22 protein-coding genes, 1 tRNA gene and 1 other RNA gene are annotated in these 21,385 nt (G+C 54.9%); 23 read left to right on the top strand and 1 reads right to left on the bottom strand.

Features of this window, described 5'->3' with window-relative positions; genetic code table 11:
• Window positions 1-189: 189 nt before the first annotated feature.
• Both ACYQ11_RS15850 and ACYQ11_RS15845 read left to right on the top strand, forming a co-directional pair.
• Window positions 190-762: a 1-acyl-sn-glycerol-3-phosphate acyltransferase gene (locus tag ACYQ11_RS15850; RefSeq protein WP_459924784.1), complete on the top strand. Its 573-nt coding sequence runs from the start codon at window positions 190-192 to the stop codon at window positions 760-762.
• Between the two features lie 242 nt (window positions 763-1,004).
• Window positions 1,005-1,463: a response regulator gene (locus ACYQ11_RS15845; RefSeq protein ID WP_459924783.1), complete on the top strand. Its 459-nt coding sequence runs from the start codon at window positions 1,005-1,007 to the stop codon at window positions 1,461-1,463.
• Between the two features lie 404 nt (window positions 1,464-1,867).
• Here the strand turns inward: ACYQ11_RS15845 and ACYQ11_RS15840 are convergent.
• Window positions 1,868-1,944 (bottom strand) — tRNA-Pro (locus tag ACYQ11_RS15840).
• Window positions 1,945-2,037: 93 nt separating this feature from the next.
• On the opposite strand from ACYQ11_RS15840, the gene ACYQ11_RS15835 reads away from it, so the two are divergent.
• The 21 genes from ACYQ11_RS15835 to tyrS all read left to right on the top strand — a co-directional run bounded on the left by ACYQ11_RS15835 (window position 2,038) and on the right by tyrS (window position 21,187).
• Window positions 2,038-2,880 carry a S66 peptidase family protein gene (locus ACYQ11_RS15835; protein ID WP_459924782.1) on the top strand — a complete coding sequence of 281 codons (843 nt, stop codon included), beginning with the start codon at window positions 2,038-2,040 and terminating at the stop codon, window positions 2,878-2,880.
• Window positions 2,880-3,947, top strand: coding sequence for a serine hydrolase domain-containing protein (locus ACYQ11_RS15830; protein ID WP_459924781.1), 1,068 nt, complete (start codon window positions 2,880-2,882; stop codon window positions 3,945-3,947). The genes ACYQ11_RS15835 and ACYQ11_RS15830 overlap by 1 nt, the downstream gene beginning before the upstream one ends.
• A 338-nt stretch (window positions 3,948-4,285) precedes the next feature.
• A complete protein-coding gene (locus ACYQ11_RS15825; RefSeq protein ID WP_459924780.1) occupies window positions 4,286-5,329 on the top strand; it encodes a rod shape-determining protein in 1,044 nt (347 codons plus the stop codon).
• Window positions 5,330-5,332: 3 nt separating this feature from the next.
• Window positions 5,333-6,160, top strand: a complete 828-nt coding sequence (gene mreC, locus ACYQ11_RS15820) for a rod shape-determining protein MreC (RefSeq protein ID WP_459924779.1) — start codon at window positions 5,333-5,335, stop codon at window positions 6,158-6,160.
• Window positions 6,161-6,163: 3 nt separating this feature from the next.
• Window positions 6,164-6,700 (top strand): hypothetical protein, encoded by a 537-nt coding sequence (locus ACYQ11_RS15815; protein ID WP_459924778.1) that lies wholly within the window; start codon window positions 6,164-6,166, stop codon window positions 6,698-6,700.
• 44 nt (window positions 6,701-6,744) lie between these two features.
• On the top strand, window positions 6,745-8,568 hold the full coding sequence (gene mrdA / locus ACYQ11_RS15810; RefSeq protein WP_459924777.1) for a penicillin-binding protein 2: 1,824 nt from the start codon (window positions 6,745-6,747) through the stop codon (window positions 8,566-8,568).
• Entirely contained in the window at window positions 8,568-9,671 is a 1,104-nt protein-coding gene (rodA, locus tag ACYQ11_RS15805; protein ID WP_459924776.1) for a rod shape-determining protein RodA, read from the top strand. Before mrdA ends, rodA begins: the two co-directional genes overlap by 1 nt.
• A gap of 93 nt (window positions 9,672-9,764) precedes the next feature.
• Entirely contained in the window at window positions 9,765-10,199 is a 435-nt protein-coding gene (locus ACYQ11_RS15800) for a bactofilin family protein (protein ID WP_459924775.1), read from the top strand.
• Window positions 10,200-10,328: 129 nt separating this feature from the next.
• Entirely contained in the window at window positions 10,329-10,865 is a 537-nt protein-coding gene (locus ACYQ11_RS15795) for a F0F1 ATP synthase subunit B (RefSeq protein ID WP_459924774.1), read from the top strand.
• Window positions 10,865-11,464 (top strand): F0F1 ATP synthase subunit B, encoded by a 600-nt coding sequence (locus tag ACYQ11_RS15790; RefSeq protein WP_459924773.1) that lies wholly within the window; start codon window positions 10,865-10,867, stop codon window positions 11,462-11,464. The genes ACYQ11_RS15795 and ACYQ11_RS15790 overlap by 1 nt, the downstream gene beginning before the upstream one ends.
• Entirely contained in the window at window positions 11,464-12,015 is a 552-nt protein-coding gene (gene atpH, locus ACYQ11_RS15785) for an ATP synthase F1 subunit delta (RefSeq protein WP_459924772.1), read from the top strand. Before ACYQ11_RS15790 ends, atpH begins: the two co-directional genes overlap by 1 nt.
• Window positions 12,015-13,529: a F0F1 ATP synthase subunit alpha gene (gene atpA / locus ACYQ11_RS15780; protein ID WP_459924771.1), complete on the top strand. Its 1,515-nt coding sequence runs from the start codon at window positions 12,015-12,017 to the stop codon at window positions 13,527-13,529. Before atpH ends, atpA begins: the two co-directional genes overlap by 1 nt.
• 54 nt (window positions 13,530-13,583) lie before the next feature.
• Entirely contained in the window at window positions 13,584-14,468 is an 885-nt protein-coding gene (atpG, locus tag ACYQ11_RS15775) for an ATP synthase F1 subunit gamma (protein WP_459924770.1), read from the top strand.
• Between the two features lie 61 nt (window positions 14,469-14,529).
• On the top strand, window positions 14,530-15,945 hold the full coding sequence (gene atpD / locus ACYQ11_RS15770) for a F0F1 ATP synthase subunit beta (protein WP_459924769.1): 1,416 nt from the start codon (window positions 14,530-14,532) through the stop codon (window positions 15,943-15,945).
• Between the two features lie 20 nt (window positions 15,946-15,965).
• Window positions 15,966-16,379 carry a F0F1 ATP synthase subunit epsilon gene (locus ACYQ11_RS15765; RefSeq protein ID WP_459924768.1) on the top strand — a complete coding sequence of 138 codons (414 nt, stop codon included), beginning with the start codon at window positions 15,966-15,968 and terminating at the stop codon, window positions 16,377-16,379.
• A 125-nt stretch (window positions 16,380-16,504) separates the two neighbouring features.
• Window positions 16,505-17,248, top strand: coding sequence for an NTP transferase domain-containing protein (locus tag ACYQ11_RS15760; RefSeq protein WP_459924767.1), 744 nt, complete (start codon window positions 16,505-16,507; stop codon window positions 17,246-17,248).
• Between the two features lie 62 nt (window positions 17,249-17,310).
• On the top strand, window positions 17,311-17,556 hold the full coding sequence (locus tag ACYQ11_RS15755) for a DUF904 domain-containing protein (RefSeq protein WP_459924766.1): 246 nt from the start codon (window positions 17,311-17,313) through the stop codon (window positions 17,554-17,556).
• 38 nt (window positions 17,557-17,594) lie between these two features.
• Window positions 17,595-17,888, top strand: a complete 294-nt coding sequence (gene zapA, locus ACYQ11_RS15750) for a cell division protein ZapA (RefSeq protein ID WP_459924765.1) — start codon at window positions 17,595-17,597, stop codon at window positions 17,886-17,888.
• A 57-nt stretch (window positions 17,889-17,945) separates the two neighbouring features.
• A non-coding RNA gene (gene ssrS / locus ACYQ11_RS15745) (6S RNA) lies at window positions 17,946-18,125 on the top strand.
• A 197-nt stretch (window positions 18,126-18,322) separates the two neighbouring features.
• Window positions 18,323-19,885 carry a ribonuclease Y gene (gene rny / locus ACYQ11_RS15740; protein ID WP_459924764.1) on the top strand — a complete coding sequence of 521 codons (1,563 nt, stop codon included), beginning with the start codon at window positions 18,323-18,325 and terminating at the stop codon, window positions 19,883-19,885.
• Window positions 19,886-19,897: 12 nt separating this feature from the next.
• On the top strand, window positions 19,898-21,187 hold the full coding sequence (gene tyrS / locus ACYQ11_RS15735; protein WP_459924763.1) for a tyrosine--tRNA ligase: 1,290 nt from the start codon (window positions 19,898-19,900) through the stop codon (window positions 21,185-21,187).
• Window positions 21,188-21,385: the final 198 nt, after the last annotated feature.

Here is a 21,385-nt window from a genome sequence, read left to right as displayed (position 1 = left end):
CGGCCGTGTTAGGATTCGATGACAATTCGGCTATAATTTGGTTAACGTGCAAGGGCCGACGATTTTTTATCTATCGTTGTATTTTTTTTGCATCGGGGATATAGATCGAGGACTTATGGCGCGCCCCTGAAAGGCAAGGGTCAGCACAGGCCATCTTAATAAAACGATATCGGGGTGAGGGGGTCGACGATGAAAACCGTTTTGAGTCTGATTGGACGAGGCTTGTTTTTTCTTATGGGATGGCGGTTCGAACCTCTCCCGCCTTATTTCGGGACCAAACACGTGATCATCGGGTTTCCCCATACCAGCAACATGGACACGGTCCGGGCCTTTACCGGTTTTCGCATCGTCAAGCGAACCGGACACATCATGATCAAAAAGGAATGGTTCCGCGGGCCCATGGCCTCGTTCCTGAAGCTGATGGGGGGCATCCCCGTGGATCGGAGCGCGGCCCAGGGTGTGGTGGAGCAGATGGCCCGTCAGTTCAGGGAACGTGACGAATTTCTTCTGGCCATCGTTCCGGAAGGGACGCGCAAGGGCGTTCGAACCATCAAAACCGGGTTTTGGCACATCGCCAAAGCCGCCGATGTATCCATTGTCTGCTGGTATCTGGACAACGACCACTGCGTCACCCGCTGGCTGGGCGAGGTCATTCCCGGTCCGGACATGATGGAAGATCTTCGTCGGATACAGGCCATATACAGGGATGCGGGCTACCTTTTTCCGCTCAGTGCGGACGAACCCGCAGTCACGTCCTCCTGATTTCCTCTCCGCTGTGCCGCGTTCAATCTTTTTTACACGATGTAAAGGGCGCCGACAAACCGACCCGGCGCCCCACGGTGAAGGCCTAAAGGGTTATGCTATGAAAAAACGAAATGATTTCGTTTAGATAGCTCAGGCACACCGTGTTTTTTCTTCCTGGCATGCTGTTTGCGATCTGACACGCTAAAAAGCGTCGTTAACAACGGCTCAACCTTGACGGTTTTCCATGGAGGAAAGATCAGATGACCCAAGAAATGAAACTTATGCTGGTGGATGACGAAGTGCGGTACCTGGCAACCACTCAAAAACTTCTCGAAAAGAAGGGGTACCAGGTCGAAACGGCATCCAGCGGTCGGGATGCCTTGAAAAAGATGGCGGAAAATCCGGTTCACGTCGTGATCCTCGATGTAAAGATGCCTCAGATGGACGGCCATGAGACGTTCCGGGAAATCAAGAAGCATTATCCGCTGGTCGAGGTGATCATGCTGACCGGTCATGCCACCGTGGAGTCGGCCATTGAAGGGTTGAAGGCGGGGGCCTTCGACTACCTGATGAAACCGGCCGATGCGGACGCCCTCATTGAAAAAGCCGAAGAGGCATACATGAAGTACAAGGCCCACCAGGAAAAAATCACCATGGCCATGCTTGAGAGATCCCTTCAGTCTCCGAGGGATATTCTCAAAGGCCGGCCCGCCTCCTGAACCCGGGCGGGCATCATTTGCGCCGGATCGGGGGGAGGGCTCTCTGTGAATGGGCATGGAGACATCGCTATCCATGGTTTTTCCCCGATCCGGCGTTTTTCCCTCCGTCCCTCAGCCCCGCGACACCCCGCGTCCCCCTCTTTTGCGGGCTCTGTCCACGGTCTTTCTTCGTCACGTGGAAAAGACCGTGGACAGGGCCTCGAGCCGCATGATATAGTGCCCTAATTTTTTGATCGAATCGTTTCGTCTTGTTCCCTTCGGACCGGGGCGGCTTTCCGGATCGATTGACCGTATGATCGGATGGTCCATGGTGAATAACGGGGTTTGGCAGGGGCGGGCGTTCGGGCAAAAAAAAAGATCCGGATATGATCCGGATCTTTGGAAAATCAACAAGGGGTTAATTCTGGTCGGGGCGAGAAGATTTGAACTTCCGACTCCTTGAACCCCATTCAAGTGCGCTACCAGGCTGCGCTACGCCCCGACGAGAATAAAACAAGGGGTAATTAACATTTCAAAATCCTCATGTCAAGGTATGAATCCAATTTATCCGTCAAAAATTAACAAGGGGGATCGGGTGGGTATTGTGGCGCTGTCCAGCCCCTTTGACGACGAGGCGTTCGAGGGGGGGCTGGCCCGCCTGAGGGCCATGGATCTGGTCCCCGTGGTGCCCGACGCCATCCGGCAGCGGACCGGATATCTGGCCGGCAGCGATGATCACCGGGTCCGGATGCTGCATGAGCTGTACGCCGATCCGTCAATCGGAGCCGTGATCTGCGCCCGGGGCGGATATGGGGCCATGCGGATCCTGGACCGGATCGACGGCCGGCTGATCCGCACGCATCCCAAACTCTTTGTGGGGTTCAGTGACGTTACCGCCCTGCTCAATCATATGTATCAGGCCTGGGGCGTTGTCGCCTTTCACGGTCCGGTGGTCTGCTCGCTGGACCGGTCGGATCAGGACAGCATCGACGCCCTGGAAGCCCTGCTCATCGACGGTAACGCCGGCGGCTTCGACCTTCCGGCTGCGGGTATCCTGGTGCCCGGACGGGCCGAGGGCCCCCTGATGGGCGGGAATCTGACCACGATTTGCCATCTGATCGGAACCCCCTTTCAGCCGGATTTCAGAGGGGCCATCCTGATGCTCGAGGATGTGAACGAGCCCCTTTACAAACTGGATCGCATGCTCACCCAGATGATTCAAGCCGGTGTGCTTGACGATGTGCAGGGCATGGTACTCGGCGAGTTTGTCGATTGCGGAGACGTCAGGGAGCAGGCCGTTTTTTTTCAGGAGATTCTGGCGCCCCTGGGCATTCCCCTTGCCATGGGGACCGCTTTCGGTCACGGACGCACGAACCGGATTTTTCCCATTGGAGCGACGGCCCGCCTGGATACCGACAGCGGCTCGCTGGTGCTGTGATGGACGCTTCTCTGGAACGGATCATCGACGAGGCCAGGGCGGAGCGGGCTTTCCCCGGAGCGGTGCTCCGGGTGTCCGAACGGGGCCGGGTCATCTACGAACGGGCCTTCGGCACACTGGATTACGAGCATGACCAGCCGGCAACGACGTCGACGGTCTACGATCTGGCCTCCCTGACCAAACCCCTGGCCACGGTCCCCGCCCTCATGCGGCTCATCCAGGCAGGACGCCTTTCTCTGACCTCTGCCCTGGGCGAGCTGATCGACGGATACGACTGGGGTGAGAAAGACAGGGTGACCGTGGCCCAACTGCTCAGTCACACGTCGGGGCTTCCGGCTTATCGGCCGTATTATCAGGTTCTGAGGGACATGCCCCCGGAGGTGCGGCGACCTGCGCTTCATCGTTTTCTGGTCGACGAGGCCCTGGAGGGTTCTCCGGGCCGGGCCGTGTGCTACAGCGACATCGGCTTCATGATCCTTGCCTGGGTGATCGAAGCGGTGACCGGCCGACCTCTTCATCAGTGGGTGGACCAGGAGGTTTATCAGCCCCTTTGTATCGATGAGCTCTATTATATAATGATGCCCGACACGATGGGCCGGACAATGCGCTGCGCCCCCACCGAGCGATGCCCCTGGCGGAACCGGCTCCTCCGGGGAGAGGTTCACGACGACAACGCCTGGGTCATGGGCGGGGAGGGCGGCCATGCCGGGCTGTTCGGTACCGTCTCGGGTGTCGATCGTCTGCTGACGTCATTCATACGGCCCGACGTCGGATCATCGGCGGTGTTTGACCCGGCGCTGGTCAAACGCTTTCTTTGCGAGTGGGAACACTGCGGCCGGGCGCTGGGGTTTGACATGCCGTCGGCGGAAGGCTCGAGCAGCGGCCGGTATTTTCCGAAAACCGGTGTGGGGCATCTGGGTTTTACGGGCACCTCGTTCTGGATGGATCCCGACCGGGGCCTTGCGGTGATTCTTCTGACCAACCGGGTTCACCCCGTGCGCGACAATCCGGCGATCAAACGCTATCGTCCCCTTATTCATGATGCCGTGATGACGTGTCTGACATGACGGGACCGAAGGGCGGACGGGACGGGGCCGGGATGTTCGGCGGCGGCGAATTTTGTTCTTGTCAGCGCCGGGTATTTTTGATAGCGGTGTGTGATCGAAATACAGTTTAAACTCGGACGGAAAGCGCATTTAACGGCACGCCGCCGCCGGCTGATTTTCGATCAACCGCCGGACGGCTTGTTCTTCCGGACAGGTGAAACCGTCATCGAACCGCTGGAATGATCCGTATCAACCAAGGATATGCAACCGAATGGGGGGGCAGGGCATCAACGGCCCTCGGCTTGAATATAACGTGAACACGTGACCCGCGAGAGATCGGGGTGAGGAAATGAGGTATTATGAATCTTTTGGATTCAATTCTGGGACTTTTTTCAAGTGATCTGGCCATTGACCTTGGGACCGCCAATACGCTGGTGTATGTGAAGGGCAAGGGTATCGTTCTGAGCGAACCCTCGGTGGTGGCGGTGAAAATGGACGGCGGCCGGAAAAACAGGATTCTGGCCGTGGGTCTCGAAGCGAAGAACATGCTCGGTCGAACACCGGGTAACATTGTGGCCATCCGTCCCCTGCGGGACGGCGTCATCGCCGACTTCGAGGTGACCGAGGCCATGCTCAAGCATTTCATCACCAAGGTTCACAACAACCGCCAGAAATTCGTCCGGCCCAGAATCATCATCGCGGTACCATCGGGTATCACCCAGGTCGAAAAGCGGGCGGTCAAGGAATCGGCCGAATCCGCCGGCGCCCGGGAGGTGTTTATGCTTGAAGAGCCCATGGCGGCGGCCATCGGGGCCGGTCTTCCCATCACCGATCCCACCTGTAACATGGTGGTGGATATCGGCGGCGGAACCACCGAAGTGGCGGTTATTTCCCTGGCGGGCATCGTCTACAGCCGGTCGCTTCGGGTGGCGGGCGACAAGATCGACGAAGCCATCATGCAGTACATCAAGCGCAAGTACAATCTGCTGATCGGTGAGCGGACCGCGGAGATCATCAAAACGACCATCGGCACCGCCTATCCCGATCCCACCCATATCGAGACCATCGAGGTCAAAGGGCGGGACCTCGTATCCGGCATTCCCAAGATTCTGGCCATTGACTCCGAGGAAATCCGCGTGGCCATTTCCGAGCAGATCGACGCCATCATCGAATGCGTCAAGATCGCTCTCGAACAGACTCCGCCCGAACTGGCGGCCGACATCGTGGACCGGGGCATCGTTCTCACCGGGGGCGGCGCCCTTCTGAAAAATCTGGACAGGCTGCTCAAGGAAACCACCGGCCTGCCCATCACCGTGGCGGAAGACCCCTTGTCCACGGTGGCGCTGGGCGCGGGAAAATCTTTGGACAGCATTGAAATTCTTAGACAGGTGATGATCAGATAATACATGTTTTCAAAAAAAATGGTGATCATCGTCGTGGGGATACTGCTGGTATTCTTCAACATGACCATGCTCAGCGTAACCAGCAAACGGAGCCTCACCGCCCCTTCGGGGGTGGGCCGGATTCTTGTCCCCATGGTCGCCCCCTTCCAGAAAGCCGGCGCCCGAAGCATTCGGGCGATTAAAGGTGTCTGGGAAGATTACTTCCACCTGGTTACCGTTTCCAAGGAGAACCGTGAACTCAGACACGCCCTGAATGAGTTGAACGAGAAACGAAATCATTACATGGAAATGGAGCTGTTCAACTCCAGGCTCCGCGAATTTTTGAAATTCAAAAATCAGACCAAGCGTGAAGTGCTGGCCGCCGAGGTGATCAGCAAGGATTCATCGGCCTGGTTCAAGACCATCATGATCGACAAGGGCAGCCTGGACGGGGTGGAGAAAGGTCTGCCCGTGGTGGTGCCCCAGGGGATTGCAGGGCAGGTGATCGACGTGGCCGACCGTTACGCCAAGGTGCTTCTGATCATTGACCGGAACAGCGCGGTCGACGGACTTGTCCAGCGGACCCGGGCCCGGGGGATTGTCAAGGGCGAGTCTGACGATACCTGTCTGTTTCAGTACGCCCTGCGAAAAGAAGACGTGAAGGCCCGGGACATCATTGTTTCCTCCGGACTTGACGGCGTTTATCCCAAGGGCCTTCTTCTGGGTGAAGTGTCCGGCGTGGTCCGGAGAAACGCGGGGATTTTTCAGGAAGTCCGGATCAATCCCTTTGTCGATTTCGAGAAACTCGAAGAAGTGCTGGTGGTGCTGACCCCCCACGAACGCGAGCCCTGACCGATGATGATCGCAACGTCCATCCTCACGGGCCTTGTCCTGATGGTTATCCAGACCGTTATTTTCCCCTTTTTTTTTCACGTGGTCCACGGCTACGATCTGACGCTGATTCTCGTGGTGTATCTGGGTTTTCACCGATCCCCCCTCCAGGCGCTGCCGACCCTTCTGCTGCTGGGGAGCGTGATCGACTGTCTGTCCGGAGGACCCTTCGGGATCTACCTGACCACCTATTTCTGGCTGTATGCCGCTTTGCGGGCGGTGACCCAGTACCTGCACGTGAACAGCCTGATTGTTCTGCCCCTGGCTTTTCTGGCCGGTGTGCTTCTGGAAAACCTGATCGTGGGGGTCACGGTGTTTCTGGGCGATCCTCAGGTGCCGCTGACATGGCATGCCCTTACCGTCCTTTCGGTTCAGTTGATCTGGGTCTTTATCACGGGCCCTGTGGTGTTTGTGATCGTCAAAACCCTGCACAGGGCGGTGGAACAATGGATGACGGCCCATTTCGGACGCGACAGGGCCCGGAGTGATTTCCCGTCCTGACGGGCGCGGGCGTCCGAACGTTTCGATGAAAGGAAAACCCGGAGATGACCACCTATCTGAACGCCCCCGACAGCGACTGGTACAAGGAACGTCTGGCCGGTGCGGTGTTTGTGGTCATTGCCGTGTTTTTCCTTCTGCTGATCCGGCTCTTTTATCTCCAGATTCTCGAAGGGGAGGAGTATCGGCGCCTTTCCGAAAGCAACTGCATCCGAATCCAGAGTCTCGATCCTCCCCGGGGGCTGATTTACGACAGCCGGGGGGAGTTGATCGTCGACAATCGGCCGTCGTTCGATGTGAGCGTCATCCCTCGGGACGCCAAACCCGTGCAGGAAACCATCAGCCGTCTTTCGGGCTACATGGGTGTGAACGAGGCGGAGCTTTTTGAACGGCTGGACCGGCAGAAACGTTCGTTGTCCTACAAACCGGTGCTGCTCAAACAGGATGTGGGACGAAATGTTCTGGCCGCCATCGAGGTGCATAAATTCGATCTGCCCGGCGTGACGATCAACGTCAAGCCCCTTCGCCATTACATCAACAACGGCAGTGCGGCCCATGTGCTCGGTTATCTGGGTGAAATCAGTCTGGACGAATTGAAGAGCGGTCAGTATCCCGGAACAGAAGGCGGCGATTTTATAGGAAAATACGGGATCGAACGGGAGTTTGAGGATTATCTTCGCGGCGCACGCGGGGGACGCCAGGTCGAGGTCGACGCCACCGGCAGGGTTATCCGTGTGCTGAAAACCGTGGACGTCAAACCCGGAAACAACATTTATCTGACCCTGGACCAGGAGCTTCAGAAGCTGGCTGAACAACGCCTTGCCGGCAACGTCGGAGCCGCTGTGGCCGTGGATCCAGCAAACGGCAATATTTTGGCCATGGTCAGCCACCCGACCTTCGACCAGAATGATTTTGTCACGGGGTTGTCGCACAAACAGTGGAACGACTTGATCACCAACCCCGATCGTCCCATGGAAAACAAAGCCGTCCAGGCCGTTTACCCCCCGGCGTCGACGTATAAAATCGTCACGGCCATCGCGGGTATCGGGGAGGGCGTGATCGACGAGACCCTCACCTATTCCTGCACCGGGTTCCATCGCTACGGAAACCGGATATTTCACTGCTGGAAACGGGGCGGGCACGGAACGGTGGATCTGTACAAGGCCCTGGCCGAATCCTGTGATGTGTATTTTTATCAGATCGGCCAAAAGCTCGGGGTCGATAAACTGGCTTTTTACGCCACGGGCTGCGGCCTGGGCAGCAAAACCGGCGTCTGCCTGGACCACGAAGCGACGGGCCTGATCCCGACGGCCGCCTGGAAAAAGCGCAAAATGAACGATGTCTGGCACGGCGGCGAAACCCTCAGCGTGGCCATCGGCCAGGGCTACAACCTCGTCACGCCTCTTCAGATGGCCATGCTTACCGCTGCGGTGGGAAACGGGGGCACGCGGTTCAAACCCCAGCTTCTGCAACGGATTGAATCCGTGGACGGCCAGGTCGTCACCCGCAATCATCCTGAAATCTTAGGCCGCTTGCCCGTCAGCGACAAAGGCCTCGAACAGGTCCGCAAGGGCTTATGGGGCACCGTGCAGGAACCCCAGGGCACGGCCCGGGGCATCATGCTGAACAGCGTCGCGATATCCGGTAAAACCGGTACCGCCCAGGTGATCAGCCGCCGTCGTGATGAGCAGGACGAAACCGAGGGGCCTGACCATCATCGTCCCCATGCCTGGTTTGTGGCCTATGCACCGTCGGAAGCCCCCCGCATTGCCGTCAGCGTGATCGTTGAGCATGGCGAACACGGCTCAAGTGCGGCGGCGCCCATTGCCCGGGACATGATCAAACACTATCTTGAAAGGAATCCGGACTGATGTTCGATCGCAGACTGGCGGAGAATTTCGACTGGGGGCTTCTGGGCATCACCGTGCTGCTCGGCGGCATCGGCCTGACGGTTCTGTACAGCGCCGTCACGGCCGGGGAAGTCAGTTCCCAGCAGCCGCTTTATTATAAACAGATGGTCTGGTTCGGGGCGGGCGGCGTCCTGATGATCCCGACCTTCATGATCAATTACAAAGACCTCGAACGATGGGCGCCGGGAATTTTTTTGCTCTGTATCCTCCTTCTGGTCGGGGTTTTGTTTTTCGGCAAGGTGATGGGCGGTTCACGGCGCTGGCTGGTTTTGGGGCCCCTGACCATCCAGCCGTCGGAACTGGTTAAAATCGGAACCATCATCATGATGGCCCGTTTTTATTCACGGCATGCCCGTCGCCAGGGGTTCACGCTGCGTGAACTGATCCGGCCCGCCCTGCTGATCGGGATGCCCTTTGCCCTGATCGTCCAGCAGCCGGATCTGGGCACCGCCCTTTTGATCGTCCTGATCGCCGGCTCGATGACGCTGTTTGTGGGGATCGAACGCCGGTCCCTGATCTATCTGATGATCGCCGGCCTGGGCACCGGCCTGGTGGGCTGGTTTTTTTTGAAAGGTTACCAGAAGCAGCGTATTCTGACCTTTCTCAACCCCGATCGAGATCCGCTGGGGGCGGGCTATCACATCATTCAATCAAAAATCGCCATCGGATCGGGCATGCTGGCGGGCAAAGGCTATCTGAAAGGAACCCAGAACACCCTGTCGTTCCTGCCCGAACAGCACACGGATTTCATTTTGTCCGTCCTTGCCGAGGAATGGGGATTTCTTGGATCGAGCCTGCTTTTGATCCTGTATATGTTTCTGCTGGTCTGGGCTCTTAACATCGCCCACAAATCGCGGGATACGTTCGGGACGATTTTGTCGGTGGGGATCACGGCCATGCTTTTTTGGGAAGCGTTCATCAATATCGGGATGGTGATGGGGCTGATGCCGGTGGTGGGGGTACCCCTGCCCCTGATCAGTTACGGCGGATCGTCGGTGGTGACCACCCTGATCGGCATCGGGCTGCTGATGAGCGTCAGTATGAGGCGGTTTATCAAGGAGTGATACAGGACTGACATCCTGTCAATGACATTGTATATCGGCAGCGTCACGCCGGGTGCTTCGCCCGGGGAACCGTGTGACGGTAAGGAGCATGACATGAAGATGACCAAATCAATCGATTCGGTGAACACCATCGTGGGGCGGGACGCCTCGTTTCAGGGGACCATCGAATTCAAGGGGAGCATTCGAATCGACGGTCGGGTGGAAGGGCGGATCAACAGTGAGGGCGGTACCGTGATCGTCGGCGAGCAGGCGTCGGTCAAGGCCGACATCAACGTAGGCATCGCCATTATTCGCGGCGAGGTCGAGGGAAAGATCAGCGCCCGCGACAGAATCGAGGTTTATCCCCCCGGCCGGATTGAAGGGGATATTTTCGCGCCGATCATTTCCATTGATACGGGCGTGATTTTCAATGGAAACTGCGAGATGACGGCCCGGACCATTTCTGCGAAAAAAAAACGCGATTCCGATGCCGCGAACCCCTTGGAAAACGAGCCCTTCAAACTGGATAACGCCATTAAAACAGGTTGACAAAAAAACAGGATTGCTGTTATAGGGTTCTTTGCTAAAATACGCTCTAAATCGTGGTTTGTGTATACGGATGGGTTTTTGGTAATCTGTTATTTTTTATAATGTTTTTTAGAGGTTGGAGGTCATTACATGGAAAATTCTGGTGTTAGCCGGAATGGTTGTGCCGCTATGACATCCGCCGCAGTATTTCTGTTTGCTTTTTTTTCAGGAGTAAGTGCGGCTTTTGCTGAAAGCGCCATAACCGTAATTCCTGACGCGTCGTTCATCGTCCAGATGGGCAATTTCGTCCTTCTCGTCATCCTCCTTAATGTGGTGTTATACAAGCCGATTAGGGGAATCCTGGCGCAGAGGAAGCAGAAGATTGAAGGGCTCGAACACACCATTCAGTCGTCGGCGTCCACGGTCAGCGAAAAGGAAGATGAGTTCAATTCCGGAATCCGGGAGGCGCGAAGCCGGGGGGTGGCCACGAAAGACGCCATCATCGAGGCCGCATCGCAGGACGAAAAGAAAATTCTTGGACAGATCAATGAACGGGCTCAGGCGAATCTGGCGGAAGTTCGTGAAACGATTGCAAAGGACGTCGAGAAGGCCCGTGCGGAGCTTCAAAAGGAAATCGATGATTTCGCCGGTGCCATTGTCGAGAAGATTCTGGGGAGGGCCGCATAATGAAAAAAGCTGAATGGAAATCAAGGGAGTTGATTGTTTCACAGCTGATCATGGCGGTCCTTCTGGTTCTTGTCTGTGCCGGTTCAGCTCTTGGCTCCGCTGAAGCACACGAGGCGGTTCAGAAACACTGGTCCGCCGACGACTGGATTCGGGTGATGAACTTCGCCGTTCTGGCCGGGGCCCTGTTCTTCCTGCTCAGAAAGCCCATCGGGGATGCCTTGAACGGCCGGATTGCCGGCATCCGGGCACAGCTTGAAGAACTGGAGGCCAAAAAGGCCCAGGCCGAGAAAACACTGGCCGACTATGAAAAGAAAATCGCCACCCTTGACGATGAAGTCTCGCAGATCATCGCGCAGTACACCGAGCAGGGAGAAGCCGCTAAAAAGAGAATCCTCGATGCCGCAGCGGCCTCAGCGGAAAAGCTGGAAGAACAGGCCAAACGGAATATCGAGAGCGAGTTCAAGGCGGCCCGCCTGAAACTTCAGGCCGAAATGATGACCCAGGCCCTTGAAAAAGCCGAAGAGCTTGTCAAGAAAACCATTTCATCCGATGATCAGGACCGTCTGATTGATGAATATCTTGAAAAGGTGGTGGCATAATGAAAAATATCGCTATTTCGAGGCGTTATGCCCAGGCTCTGATCCTGATCGGCCAGGAGGACGGGAAAACCGATACCTATCGTGATGAACTGAGCGGGCTGGCGGCCTTGATCAACAGAGAAACCGAGCTGAATGAGACAATCTGTAACCCTTTATACGCCAGTGAACAGCGCCGGATGGTTTTGCAGGAAGTGCTCAAAAGGCTGAAATTGACGAAGGTGATGACATCGTTTGCAGTCCTTCTTTTTGATAAAGGACGATTCGGTTTTCTGGAAAGCATTGACGAGTGTTTCCAGAAACTGGCCGATGAGCTCAAAGGCATTGCCCACGCGAGCGTGGTGGCGGCCGTCGAGCTTTCTGATGACGCTGTAAAGAAAATTCAGGCTTCATTGTCAAAACTGACGGGTAAGGATGTTGTTCTCGATATCGAGCATGATCCCGGCTTGATCGGTGGGGTGGTCACCAAAATCGGTGATCTTGTGCTTGACGGCAGTATCAGAACACAAATTCAAAACATGCGAGAATCATTTAAAAGGGGTGAGAACGTCTAATGGAAATCAAAGCAGAAGAAATAAGTCAGATAATCAAAGATCAGATTAAGAATTTTGACAAGAAAGTCGAACTGAGCGAAACCGGTGTGGTTCTGTCGGTGGGTGACGGTATTGCCAGGGTTTACGGTCTTGAAAAGGTTATGGCAATGGAACTGGTTGAATTTCCGGGCGGCGTCATGGGCTTGGCTCTCAACCTCGAACAGGACAACGTGGGTATCGCCCTGATGGGTGAAGACACGAACATCAAGGAAGGCGATCTGGTCAAACGGACCGGACGCATCGCACAGGTTCCCGTGGGTGAAGCGGTTCTCGGACGCGTGGTCACCACCGTGGGCGAGCCCATCGACGGCAAGGGCCCCATCGACACGACGCAGACCGCCCGTCTCGAAATGGTCGCACCCGGTGTTATCGCCCGTAAATCCGTTCATGAACCCTGCTACACCGGCCTCAAGGCCGTTGACGCCATGACTCCCGTCGGTAAAGGGCAGCGTGAGCTGATCATCGGTGACCGTCAGATCGGAAAGACCGCCTGCGCCATCGATGCCATCCTTGCCCAGAAAAACACCGACGTCTACTGCATTTACGTGGCCTGCGGACAGAAAAAATCCACCGTGGCCCAGGTTGTGGCCGTTCTCGAAGAGCACGGCGCCATGGAATACACCACGGTCGTTTCCGCCTGCGCCAGTGATCCTGCGGCCCTTCAGTTCCTCGCACCCTATGCGGGATGCGCCATGGGTGAATACTATCGCGACAACGGCAAGCACGCCCTGATCGTCTACGACGATCTTTCCAAACAGGCCGCAGCCTACCGTCAGGTGTCCCTGCTGCTCCGTCGTCCTCCCGGACGTGAAGCCTTCCCCGGCGATATTTTCTACAACCATTCACGACTGCTTGAACGCTCCGCCAAACTCAACGATGAACTCGGCGCCGGCTCCCTGACCGCCCTGCCCATCATCGAAACCCAGGAAGGCGACGTTTCCGCCTTTATTCCCACCAACGTTATTTCGATTACCGACGGTCAGATCTACCTGGACAAAGGCATGTTCTTTGCCGGTACCCGTCCGGCCATTGACGTCGGACTTTCCGTATCCCGCGTTGGCGGTGCCGCCCAGATCAAGGCCATGAAACAGGTCGCCGGTACCCTGCGACTCGATATGGCATCCTTCCGTGAACTTGAAGCCTTCGCCGCCTTCGGTTCCGATCTGGACGCATCGACCCAGGCCCAGCTGACCCGTGGCCAGCGTCTGGTTGAAATTCTCAAACAGCCCCAGTACAAGCCCCTCCCCGTTGAAAAGCAGGTGCTGATTCTGTTCGCCGGGACCAAGGGCTATCTGGACAAATACCCCGCCTCGCTGGTGACCAAATACGAAGCGGGTCTGTATCCCTTCGTCGAAGGACGTTTCCCGAAACTGCTTCCCGAGATTGTCGAAAAACAGCAGATCACAGCCGATATCGAAAAAATGATGGTCGAAGCCCTCAAGGCGTACGATGAGGAATTCAAGGACACCATCTAACGAATCGGACGGTTTATTTCATTAACCCATGAGAAGCTGTAAAAGGTAAATAATATGGCAACGTTAAAGGAAGTAAAACTCAAAATCGCCGGTGTGAAGAAAACCCGTCAGATCACCAGCGCCATGAAGATGGTGGCGACTTCCCGATTGCGTGGTGCTCAGATGGCCATGGAAGCGTTCCGGCCCTATGCCTCCAAATACGCGGAAGTGCTTGGAAGCCTGGCCCAAAAAGCAGGCGAGGAAGCCAGTCCGTTGCTTGTTCCCAGGGAAAACGTCAAAAAGGTTCATATCGTTCTGTGCACATCCGATCGCGGATTGTGCGGCGGGTTCAATATCAACCTGATCGACAAGGCGGAAGCCCTGATCGAGGAGAAACGGGCCGAAGGTGCCGAGGTCACGCTGACCCACTTCGGGAAAAAAGGCCGGGACTGGGCAAGAAAAGAAAAAATGACCATGGTCGACCAGTACCTGGGTGTGGTGGGATCCAAATTCGGATTCAACGTGGCCTCGACGGCCGGGCAAAAACTGATCAATGCCTTTCTGGCGGAAGACTATGACGAAGTCTATGTCATCTATTCCCAGTTCGTCAGCATGGCCAAGCAGTTGCCCCAGGCCCAGAAAATTCTTCCCATCCCTCCCATCGAGGTGGAAGAGCAGGACACCGACGCCCCCTATCTGGCCGAACACATTTGTGAGCCGTCCCCCGGCGAACTTCTGGGTGAAATGCTCCCCAAGAACGTGTTCATCCAGATCTACAGGGCGCTTCTGGAAACATCGACCAGCGAACATGCCGCGCGTATGACCGCCATGGACAATGCAACCAAGGCCTGCAAAGACATGATCTCCGATCTTCAGAGAGTGTACAACAAGACAAGACAAGCGGCAATTACAGCGGATTTGATGGATATCGTCGGCGGCGCCGAGGCCCTCAAGGGCTGATCCGCACCAGGCTTGTAAATCTATAACTAAATATACATGATTGTATATGGAGGTATTTCAGATGGCTGAAAACATTGGAAAAATAACGCAGGTCATGGGACCTGTCGTTGACGTGGAGTTCGAACCTGGTAAATTGCCGGCAATCTTGTCCGCCTGTCTTATCACCAACCCGGCGATCAACGATGAAAAGGACAACCTGGTCGTTGAAGTCGCCCAGCATCTCGGCGGCAACGTGGTCAGAACCATCGCCATGGACGTTACCGACGGTCTTGTGCGCGGTATGGAAGTCAAGGATAGCGGCTCCCCCATTCTGATGCCGGTGGGCCAGGCCTCTCTGGGCCGGGTTCTCAACGTTGTGGGCCGCCCCGTGGACGGTCTCGGTCCCGTCAGCATGGAAAAAACCATGCCCATTCATCGTGCCGCTCCCGAATTCACCGAGCAGGACACGAAAGTCAACGTTCTTGAAACGGGCGTCAAAGTGATCGACCTCCTCGTTCCCTTCCCCCGCGGCGGTAAAATGGGTATGTTCGGCGGTGCAGGCGTTGGTAAAACCGTTATCATGATGGAAATGGTTAACAACATCGCCATGCAGCACGGCGGTATTTCCGTATTCGCCGGCGTTGGCGAGCGGACCCGTGAAGGAAACGACCTTTACCATGAAATGAAGGATTCCGGCGTTCTCCAGAAATGCGCCCTGATCTACGGCCAGATGACGGAACCTCCCGGAGCCCGCGCCCGGGTGGCCCTGTCGGCCCTCACCTGTGCGGAATACTTCCGCGATGTGGAAGGCCAGGACGTTCTGATTTTTATCGACAACATTTTCCGTTTCACTCAGGCCGGCGCCGAAGTATCGGCCCTCCTTGGCCGCATGCCGTCGGCCGTTGGTTACCAGCCGACGCTGGCGGTGGACATGGGTGGTCTTCAGGAACGCATTACCTCCACGACCAAGGGCTCCATCACCGCCGTTCAGTGCGTATACGTTCCGGCCGACGACTTGACCGACCCGGCCCCTGCCACCACCTTCGCCCATCTCGACGGCACCGTGGTACTTTCCCGTTCCATTGCCGAACTTGGCATCTATCCTGCCGTGGATCCCCTGGACTCCTCGTCCCGAATTCTTGATGCCGCCTATATTGGCGAAGAACATTACGCCGTAGCCCGTGAAGTGCAGCGCGTTCTTCAAAAATATAAGGAACTCCAGGATATTATCGCCATTCTTGGTATCGATGAACTCTCCGATGAAGACAAGGTCACAGTTACCCGCGCTCGTCGTATCCAGCGTTTCCTTTCACAGCCCTTCCATGTGGCCGAAGTGTTCACCGGTCTCAAGGGCAAATATGTGAAAATCGAAGACAACATCAGAAGCTTCAAGGAAATTCTCGAAGGAAAGCATGACGACCTGCCCGAATCGGCGTTCAACCTGGTGGGTTCCATTGAGGACGTTGTAGCAAAAGCTAAGGATATGGCCGCAGCATAGGCTATCCAGGGAGATACGTTATGGCTGATAATATAAAACTGGAAGTGGTTACCCCGGAAAAACTGGTGGTCAGCGAGGAGGCACAGATTGTCATGTCTCCCGGTAGCGAGGGGGAGTTCGGCGTTCTTGACGGACACACCCCCTTTCTTACCACGCTGAAAACCGGTATGATTCGCTACAAAGATGCTTCTGGAGCGGAACGGGCCGTTTTTGTCAGCGGTGGTTTTGCAGAAGCTCTTCCAAACAAGGTAACGGTTCTTGCTGAATCGGCCGAGCGCAGACGGGATATTAATGTCGAACGCGCCCGGGCCGCCCTTGCACGGGCTGAAGAACGTTTGGGGAAAAGTGTTTCCGATCATGAAGTCGACGTAGTCCGGGCCAAGGCGGCGTTGATGCGTGCCATTACCCGTTTGAACGTGATCGGTACGAAATAGTTTTCAGTCAGCTCAAGTGATACGTGAGAGCGGACGGATGGTTGAAAAAGGGTAAGCCTTGACGGGTTTACCCTTTTTTGCATCTGATCCGCGGTTCGAGAAAGGGATAACCGATGGGAACAGTTATGGAAACGATCGCAGTGATTATTCTTGCCGCCGGGAAGGGGACCCGGATGAAGTCCGACAAGGCCAAGGTGCTTCATGAACTGAACGGCAAACCCATGATACGGTATGTGGTTGAGGCCGCACGGTGTGTGGCCGACGATCGGGTGGTTGTGGTGATCGGGCATCAGGCGGAACAGGTTGAACGGGTGGTGAGCGAAACGGCCCAGGTCCGGTTCTGCATCCAGCGCGAACAAAAAGGAACGGGGCATGCCGTGATATGCGCCCTGCCTGAAATTCCCGATGATGTGACGTCCGTGGTGATTCTATGCGGGGACGTTCCGCTGATCCGGCCGGAAACCATAAGGGCTTTGGTTGAAAACCATCTGGCCGGCGGAGCCGCAGTGACCGTATTGACGGTCAACACGCCAAATCCCACGGGCTATGGACGCATTGTGGTCGGTGATCATGGGGCCATCGAACGTATTGTCGAAGAAGCGGATGCCGATGCGGATCAGAAGAAAATCACGTTGGTCAATGCCGGAATCTATTGTGTCGACAGGGAGTTTCTGGGAAAAGCCCTGTCACAGATCAATGATCGTAACGCTCAAGGGGAGCTCTATCTCACGGATATCATAGAGATAGCCCACCGTCAGAGTCGGCCCATCGGCATGAGCCTCTGTGTATCCGAAAACGAAGTTATTGGCGTAAATACCTGTGATGATTTGGAAAGTGCCGAAAAGCTCTTGGCGGGCCGTCTTGGATGAATTGTCTTGACTTTGATTTGAAATAAAGTTTATATAATCAAGTAAGTACCAAGAGGTGAACATTGAATAACGAAGCGATTTTAAGTCAATTTGATGATTTAGACGAAAAAGTGGAGTTGCTGATTGAACTCTGCAAAAATCTTGAAACAGCAAATGCCGGACTTAAAAGCAGAATAGACATTTTGGAACAGGAAGTTAACGACAAATCCGACGCCGAAAGAAAATATGCCGAACAAAAAGAGAAGATACGAATTAAAATCGATCGCTTGCTGAGCAAGATGAATGATTTTAGCCCGGCCTCTTCTTGAAAGGGATGATCCAGGTTCACTGGAAAAAATAAAAACTATTGGAACGTATTTTAGACATTGAGCTGTTTGGAGAACACTTCAGATTCAAGGCAGATGCCGAAGACAGACATGCGGAAAAAGCCATCGACCATCTGGTTCGTAAGGTGGAATCGCTCAACGGCCAGACCCCTTTGGCGAAGAACGAGGCCAACCGCTTTGTCCAGCTTCTTCTGGCGACACTTAATATCTGCAATGAATACATCGACTTGAAAGATAAGCACGAGGTATTGCTGCATACCGTTCAAGAACGTTCTTCAAAAATCGTCAGCACGATTGAAAGGACTTTAAAATAGATTTTATTGGTTGTATTTTCAAAGTGTTCCTGTGTAACGGCTAAAAAAAATGGAAATTAATCCCTGCCGTGTTCGTGATTGTTTTTTTTCTTTGACCCAATGCTAATAAATTGGGAGCCTCCTCTGACTCTGGTGTGCATGTTCTGCATGATCAGAAAAGCCTGAAGGAGTCACATGGCGCCCACCTTGAACCTTCGGTTCAAAGACCTTGCAACACGGCACTTGGGCGGGGATTAATTTCTTCCTTCTGCTTTATTCTTCGTTTTTCCTTTTATTGATCACCTTATAAGACGATTGCTTTTATCGATGACGGTTCCTGAATGTTTGTTTTTCGGGCCTTCATTTTATAAAGGACCATTGGATATGGACTGATTGAACGTCTAACACACGGGGGGAGTTTTCTCCGAACCAGAGTATATAAACAGGAGACAAGAATGAACGGAATTACCATTGTTGCAGGAATTAGTGCCTTTATCGCAGGCTTCCTGATTGCATACGTTATCAAACGTCGCTCCATTCTTCAGAGGTCCAGAGCCGCCGAAGAAGAAGCGTCCAAGATTATTGAGGATGCCCGGCGCAGGGCGGATACCCTGCTCAAGGAAGCCAGTGTGGAAGCCAAAGACAGACTTTTCAAAATGAAAAGCGCCTTTGATGCGGAGACCAACGAAACGCGGAACGAATTGAAAAAGCTCGACAAGCGCCTGAACCAGAAAATTGAAAAACTGGATCGAAAACATGACCTGTTTGAAAAACGGGAAAAAGAACTCAACGAAAAAGAAAAGGAATTGCTGATCGAGTCCGAAAAAATCGATCGGGACAAAAATACATACGATGAATTGATTCAGGAACAGAAAACCCAGCTCGAACGGATATCCGGGATGACCACCGATGAAGCCAAGGACCTTCTCCTCAAAGCCATGGAAAACGAGGCCCGGCATGAAGGCGCAAAGATGATCAAGCGCATCACGTCCGAAGCCAAGGAAACGGCCGACAAGGAATCCAAAAAAATCATCGCCACGGCCATTCAGCGGTATGCGGGGGATTTTGTGGCTGAGCGCACCGTATCGGTTGTACCGCTGCCCAACGATGAAATGAAAGGGCGCATCATCGGCCGTGAAGGCAGGAACATTCGCGCCCTCGAAGCCGAAACAGGCATCGACCTGATCATCGATGACACCCCTGAGGCCGTGATCTTGTCAGGGTTCAATCCCGTTCGGCGTGAGGTCGCCCGGATTTCGCTCCAGAAACTGATTGCTGACGGTCGCATTCATCCGGCCCGCATTGAAGAGGTGGTTCGGGCCGTGGAAAAGGAAGTGGACCAGACCATCAAGGAAGCCGGCGATCAGGCGGCCTTTGATCTTGGCGTCCATGGAATTGATCCGGAATTGATCATGACGCTGGGACGGCTGAAGTTCAGGACCAGCTATGCCCAGAACGTATTGCAGCATTCGGTTGAAGTGGGGTTTCTGTGTGGGATCATGGCGGCGGAACTCGGACTCAATGTCAAGCTTGCCAAGCGCATGGGTCTGCTCCACGATATCGGGAAAGCGGTGGATCACGAAGTTGAAGGCCCCCACGCCATCATCGGGGCTAACCTTGCCAAAAAATACGGTGAATCGGCCAAGGTGGTTCAAGGGATCGCCGCCCACCACGAAGATGTACCGCCGTCATCGGTTTACGATCAGCTGGTTCAGGCGGCCGACTCCCTGTCCGGTGCCCGGCCGGGAGCCCGAAAGGAGCTTCTCGAAAACTACGTCAAGCGTCTTGAAGAACTCGAGGCCATTGCCAACGCCTATGATGGTGTCGAGAACTCATATGCCATCCAGGCAGGCCGAGAATTACGCGTCATTGTCGAAGGCGACGTGGTCAAAGACGAAGACGCAGTGATGCTGAGCCGGGATATTGCCAAGAAGATCGAAGAGACGCTGACCTTTCCCGGACAAATTAAAGTTATTGTGATCCGCGAGACCCGCGCTGTCGGGTACGCCAACAAATAAAGAAAGGTAATTATGAACGTACTGGATATTCTGACCGAACGGGGCTTCATCGAAAACAAAACCCATGACGACGAGCTGCGGGATTATCTGGCTTCAGGCCAAACCTCATGCTACATCGGCTTTGACCCCACGGCGGACAGCCTTCACGTGGGCCACCTGTTGCCCATCATGTCGCTTGCCCATATGCAACGGAGCGGTCATCGGCCCATCGCCCTGGTGGGCGGCGGCACGGGTCTGATCGGGGACCCCAGCGGCAAAACCGAAATGCGTAAACTGATCACCCATGAAGATGTAGAGCACAATAAAAAGGGCATCAAGCGCCAGTTGTCTCATTTCATAGACTTCACCGATGGTCGTGCCGAAATGGTCGATAATGCCGACTGGCTGACCGGTTTGGGTTACATTGAGTTTCTTCGGGACATCGGGCGTCATTTCAGCGTCAATCGGATGATCAAGGCCGAGAGTTACAGGATGAGGATTGAGTCGGAAGAAGGGCTGAGTTTCATTGAGTTTAATTACATGCTGCTTCAGGCTTACGACTTCATGAAGTTGGCCGGCAGCCATGAATGTCTTCTTCAAATGGGAGGCAGCGATCAGTGGGGCAACATTGTCGCGGGAATTGAGCTCACCCGTAAAATTCACAGGAAAACCGCGTTCGGTATTACCTTCCCCCTGATCACCACCAGCAGCGGGGCCAAAATGGGGAAAACCGCGGGAGGAGCCGTATGGCTTGATCCTGAACGAACGTCGCCCTACGATTATTATCAGTTCTGGGTGAATACCGATGATAACGATGTGGCCCGCTTTCTGTGCCTGTTTACCTTTTTGCCCATGGACGAGATCAATGGGGTGAAAGGACTCAAGGACGCGGACATGAATCACGCCAAAGCCGTTCTCGCCTTTGAGGCGACGTTGCTTGCCCACGGTCAGACCGCGGCCGAAGAAGCGTTCAACGCAGCGCGAAGCATGTTTGGCCGACGGATTATTCCTGCCGATCTTTTGCCGTCAAGTACCATTCCCCGTGACGGGGGCGAGGGGTCCGATGAGAATGTTCCGACGTCCTTTATTAATAAGGACGAGCTGGACCAGGGTGTCCCGGCGTTCAAACTTGTGTTCACTGTGGGGCTGGCGCAGTCCGGAGGCGCCGCGCGCAAGCTTATTGAACAGGGCGGCGCATACATGAACGGCCAGAGAATTCCGTCAACCGATTACATGATCTCGTCGGTTGATTTTGATAAGGGCGAACTGCTCCTTCGTGCCGGGAAGAAGCGGTATCACAAGATCGTACTTTCGGGGAATTGACCGTCAATCAATTCCATGTGTAACCTCCGGGCGGACATTTGGAATGATTTATTTCCCGCAACGAAAAAAAAGGCTTGGGTTGAATAATTTTCGTTGACATCAACCCGGAGTGAGTGTAAAACCCTCAAGTCTTTCGGCGAGAGTGAATGCCTGGACGCAGCGAAGATAAAGCGTCTCGGTTCTTAAGCAGAAAGAAGT

The organism is Desulfatiferula olefinivorans (assembly GCF_054657895.1).
This window is presented reverse-complemented; position numbering and strand designations above follow the sequence as displayed.

What these genes read in the sequence shown, in the direction of transcription:
- atpA (WP_459924771.1), top strand. Translation starts at nt 12,015, where the DNA reads ATGGAAATCAAAGCAGAAGAAATAAGTCAGATAATCAAAGATCAGATT.
- mreC (WP_459924779.1), top strand. Translation starts at nt 5,333, where the DNA reads ATGTTTTCAAAAAAAATGGTGATCATCGTCGTGGGGATACTGCTGGTA.
- atpD (WP_459924769.1), top strand. Translation starts at nt 14,530, where the DNA reads ATGGCTGAAAACATTGGAAAAATAACGCAGGTCATGGGACCTGTCGTT.
- ACYQ11_RS15845 (WP_459924783.1), top strand. Translation starts at nt 1,005, where the DNA reads ATGACCCAAGAAATGAAACTTATGCTGGTGGATGACGAAGTGCGGTAC.
- rodA (WP_459924776.1), top strand. Translation starts at nt 8,568, where the DNA reads ATGTTCGATCGCAGACTGGCGGAGAATTTCGACTGGGGGCTTCTGGGC.
- ACYQ11_RS15830 (WP_459924781.1), top strand. Translation starts at nt 2,880, where the DNA reads ATGGACGCTTCTCTGGAACGGATCATCGACGAGGCCAGGGCGGAGCGG.
- mrdA (WP_459924777.1), top strand. Translation starts at nt 6,745, where the DNA reads ATGACCACCTATCTGAACGCCCCCGACAGCGACTGGTACAAGGAACGT.
- ACYQ11_RS15815 (WP_459924778.1), top strand. Translation starts at nt 6,164, where the DNA reads ATGATGATCGCAACGTCCATCCTCACGGGCCTTGTCCTGATGGTTATC.
- ACYQ11_RS15795 (WP_459924774.1), top strand. Translation starts at nt 10,329, where the DNA reads ATGGAAAATTCTGGTGTTAGCCGGAATGGTTGTGCCGCTATGACATCC.
- atpH (WP_459924772.1), top strand. Translation starts at nt 11,464, where the DNA reads ATGAAAAATATCGCTATTTCGAGGCGTTATGCCCAGGCTCTGATCCTG.
- ACYQ11_RS15850 (WP_459924784.1), top strand. Translation starts at nt 190, where the DNA reads ATGAAAACCGTTTTGAGTCTGATTGGACGAGGCTTGTTTTTTCTTATG.
- ACYQ11_RS15765 (WP_459924768.1), top strand. Translation starts at nt 15,966, where the DNA reads ATGGCTGATAATATAAAACTGGAAGTGGTTACCCCGGAAAAACTGGTG.
- ACYQ11_RS15825 (WP_459924780.1), top strand. Translation starts at nt 4,286, where the DNA reads ATGAATCTTTTGGATTCAATTCTGGGACTTTTTTCAAGTGATCTGGCC.
- atpG (WP_459924770.1), top strand. Translation starts at nt 13,584, where the DNA reads ATGGCAACGTTAAAGGAAGTAAAACTCAAAATCGCCGGTGTGAAGAAA.
- rny (WP_459924764.1), top strand. Translation starts at nt 18,323, where the DNA reads ATGAACGGAATTACCATTGTTGCAGGAATTAGTGCCTTTATCGCAGGC.
- ACYQ11_RS15790 (WP_459924773.1), top strand. Translation starts at nt 10,865, where the DNA reads ATGAAAAAAGCTGAATGGAAATCAAGGGAGTTGATTGTTTCACAGCTG.
- ACYQ11_RS15760 (WP_459924767.1), top strand. Translation starts at nt 16,505, where the DNA reads ATGGAAACGATCGCAGTGATTATTCTTGCCGCCGGGAAGGGGACCCGG.
- ACYQ11_RS15800 (WP_459924775.1), top strand. Translation starts at nt 9,765, where the DNA reads ATGAAGATGACCAAATCAATCGATTCGGTGAACACCATCGTGGGGCGG.
- tyrS (WP_459924763.1), top strand. Translation starts at nt 19,898, where the DNA reads ATGAACGTACTGGATATTCTGACCGAACGGGGCTTCATCGAAAACAAA.